The organism is Mesorhizobium sp. M0051 (assembly GCF_040323235.1).
Lineage (GTDB): Bacteria > Pseudomonadota > Alphaproteobacteria > Rhizobiales > Rhizobiaceae > Mesorhizobium.
Genome location: NZ_JAMYUT010000077.1, coordinates 2,501 through 6,225, shown reverse-complemented (window position 1 = coordinate 6,225; position 3,725 = coordinate 2,501). Strand labels below are relative to the sequence as shown.

At 53.7% G+C, this 3,725-nt stretch carries 1 tRNA gene and 2 rRNA genes; all 3 read right to left on the bottom strand.

Annotated features, from left to right (window positions below):
- Window positions 1–2: 2 nt before the first annotated feature.
- The 3 genes from NKJ90_RS33205 to NKJ90_RS33195 all read right to left on the bottom strand — a co-directional run bounded on the left by NKJ90_RS33205 (window position 3) and on the right by NKJ90_RS33195 (window position 3,483).
- A tRNA-Met gene (locus NKJ90_RS33205) sits at window positions 3–79 on the bottom strand.
- A gap of 187 nt (window positions 80–266) precedes the next feature.
- Window positions 267–381: ribosomal RNA gene (rrf, locus tag NKJ90_RS33200) — 5S ribosomal RNA — on the bottom strand.
- Between the two features lie 280 nt (window positions 382–661).
- Window positions 662–3,483 (bottom strand): 23S ribosomal RNA (locus tag NKJ90_RS33195).
- Window positions 3,484–3,725: the final 242 nt, after the last annotated feature.

Genomic DNA, 3,725 nt, shown 5'->3' with positions numbered 1-3,725 from the left:
TTTGGTTGCGGGGACAGGATTTGAACCTGTGACCTTCAGGTTATGAGCCTGACGAGCTACCGGGCTGCTCCACCCCGCGTCGAGGTTTGGAAGTATGCGCAGGCCTCCTAACAGGATGGCCTACAGATAGGTATTTGGCTCACCAAATGAAAGGGCCGCTTACGCGGCCCGGGTTCCCGTTGGCGGGCCTTATCATCGGGCCTTATCATAAAGAGAAGATTTCTCTCACATCCGATTTGGATGTGCGATCAACGTGCGTTTGGCAGACCTGGCAGCGACCTACTCTCCCGCGTCTTGAGACGAAGTACCATCAGCGCTGGAGCGTTTCACGGCCGAGTTCGGAATGGGATCGGGTGCAGCCGCTCCGCCATAACCACCAGGTCGGCAAAACGCACGTTGTTCGAGAAGCTGTTTTTTTAGCGAATAGCCAATAGTGAGTAGCGAATAGGGATCCTATTTGCTGCTTTCTCTGAGCTGTTCGCTGGTCTTTTTTGTGCCTTTACAGTTCTTTGGGTCCTGACGCCTTTCGAAGCGAAGCTTCGCAAGGTCGACCGACCGTCGGCGCTGATGCGCCGCACCCACGTAGCGCCGCCCGCAGGGCGGAACGAGCGTGAGTGAGAACAGACCATTTGACTTCGTCAAATGGGCATAAGGAATGAGAACGATCAAGCCGATCGAACTATTAGTACCGGTAAGCTTCAAGCGTTGCCGCTCTTCCACACCCGGCCTATCAACGTGGTCGTCTTCCACGGTTCTCAGGGAATACTCGTTTTAAGGTGGGTTTCCCGCTTAGATGCCTTCAGCGGTTATCCCGTCCGGATATAGCTACCCTGCTATGCGGCTGGCGCCACAACAGGTCCACCAGAGATCCGTCCATCCCGGTCCTCTCGTACTAGGGACAGATCCTTTCAATATTCCTACACCCACGGCAGATAGGGACCGAACTGTCTCACGACGTTCTGAACCCAACTCACGTACCGCTTTAAATGGCGAACAGCCATACCCTTGGGACCTGCTCCAGCCCCAGGATGCGATGAGTCGACATCGAGGTGCCAAACAACCCCGTCGATATGGACTCTTGGGGGTCATCAGCCTGTTATCCCCGGCGTACCTTTTATCCGTTGAGCGATGGCCCTTCCACGCGGGACCACCGGATCACTATGACCGACTTTCGTCTCTGCTCGACTTGTCAGTCTCGCAGTCAGGCAGGCTTATGCCATTGCACTCAGCGAACGATTTCCGACCGTTCTGAGCCCACCATCGCGCGCCTCCGTTACTCTTTAGGAGGCGACCGCCCCAGTCAAACTACCCACCATACATTGTCCCGGACCCGGATAACGGGCCGCGGTTAGACATCCATAGTAATAAGGGTGGTATTTCAAGGGTGGCTCCACCTGAGCTGGCGCCCAGGCTTCAAAGCCTACCACCTATCCTACACATGCCACTACGAATGCCAATGTAAAGCTATAGTAAAGGTGCACGGGGTCTTTCCGTCTAACCGCAGGAACCCCGCATCTTCACGGGGAATTCAATTTCACTGAGTCTATGCTGGAGACAGCGGGGAAGTCGTTACGCCATTCGTGCAGGTCGGAACTTACCCGACAAGGAATTTCGCTACCTTAGGACCGTTATAGTTACGGCCGCCGTTTACTGGGGCTTCGATTCAGAGCTTGCACCCCTCCTCTTAACCTTCCAGCACCGGGCAGGCGTCAGACCCTATACGTCGTCTTGCGACTTCGCAGAGCCCTGTGTTTTTGATAAACAGTCGCTACCCCCTGGTCTGTGCCACCCTCCTCTACTTGCGTAGAAAAGGGTCACGCTTCTTCCGAAGTTACGCGTGCAATTTGCCGAGTTCCTTCAGCATAGTTCTCTCAAGCGCCTTGGTATACTCTACCAGACCACCAGTGTCGGTTTCGGGTACGGTTTATAAGGAGGAGCTATTTCCTGGAACCACGCAGCAGCCCGTTCAATCCGATAAGATTGGACTACCTCAATGATCCGTCACTACCTCCAAGCCCACGAATATTAACGTGGTTCCCATCGACTACGCGTTTCCGCCTCGTCTTAGGGGCCGGCTAACCCTGCTCAGATTAGCTTTAAGCAGGAACCCTTGGTCTTTCGGCGGGGGAGTCTCTCACTCCCCTTACGTTACTCATGTCAGCATTCGCACTTCTGATACCTCCACCACCCCTCACGGGTATGGCTTCATCAGCTTACAGAACGCTCCGCTACCGCTTGGCCCTTGCGGACCAAACCCTAAGCTTCGGTGTATGGCTTTAGCCCCGTTACATTTTCGGCGCAAAGACCCTTATTTAGACCAGTGAGCTGTTACGCTTTCTTTAAATGATGGCTGCTTCTAAGCCAACATCCTGGTTGTTTTGGGATCCTCACATCCTTTCCCACTTAGCCATAACTTGGGGACCTTAGCTGTAGGTCAGGGTTGTTTCCCTTTTCACGACGGACGTTAGCACCCGCCGTGTGTCTGCCGACTAGTACTCCCAGGTATTCGGAGTTTGGTTAGGTTTGGTAATCCGGTGAGGACCCCTAGCCCATCCAGTGCTCTACCCCCTGGGGTATTCGGTCGACGCTCTACCTAAATAGATTTCGCGGAGAACCAGCTATTTCCGAGTTTGATTGGCCTTTCACCCCTAGCCACAAGTCATCCCGAACTATTGCAACAGTTATGGGTTCGGTCCTCCAGTAAGTGTTACCTTACCTTCAACCTGCTCATGGCTAGATCACTCGGTTTCGGGTCTAATGCGACGAACTGAACGCCCTGTTCAGACTCGCTTTCGCTGCGCCTACACCTAGCGGTTTAAGCTTGCTCGTCACACTAAGTCGCTGACCCATTATACAAAAGGTACGTGGTCACCCAGGACGAACCTTGGGCTTCCACTGTTTGTAGGCAATCGGTTTCAGGTACTCTTTCACTCCCCTTGTCGGGGTGCTTTTCACCTTTCCCTCACGGTACTAGTTCGCTATCGGTCATGCACGAGTACTTAGGCTTGGAGGGTGGTCCCCCCAATTTCAGACAGGATTTCACGTGTCCCGCCTTACTCGAGGACGATTGATTGCATTACGCGTACGGGGCTGTCACCCACTATGGCCCTACTTTCCAGAAGGTTCCGCTTGTCTCTCAATCGCCACTGGCCTGGTCCGGGTTCGCTCGCCACTACTTCCGGAGTCTCGGTTGATGTCCTTTCCTACGGGTACTTAGATGTTTCAGTTCCCCGCGTTCGCCACTTTACCCCTATGTATTCAGGGTAAGTTACCTATTATCGATACTTGGAAACCACAGCAGCAAGTCGGCCTTGCGACCTTCCGGCTGCTCTGATTTTCCAAGTACCTTAGGTGGGTTTCCCCATTCGGAAATCTACGGATCAAAGGGTATTCGCACCTCCCCGTAGCTTATCGCAGCGTATCACGTCCTTCATCGCCTGTGCATGCCAAGGCATCCACCAATTGCCCTTAAGACACTTGATCGTTCTCATTGCCAATGCCCACCCGCGCAATTCCGAAGGAATTGTCGCTTCAGCCAAACCCTTGCAGGCTTAGCGTCCGCGCAATCCGAAGGATTGTCGCCTGAACCGGATCCTGTGCGGGATCCAATTCGATGTCATTGGCACAAAAAGACCAGCTTCTCGAGATCGGTTCGAGGGTGCGGTTAGGCAAACCCATCATATGCGGGAGATTGAGCGTCTCCCGCGACAAATCACAAACCTTTT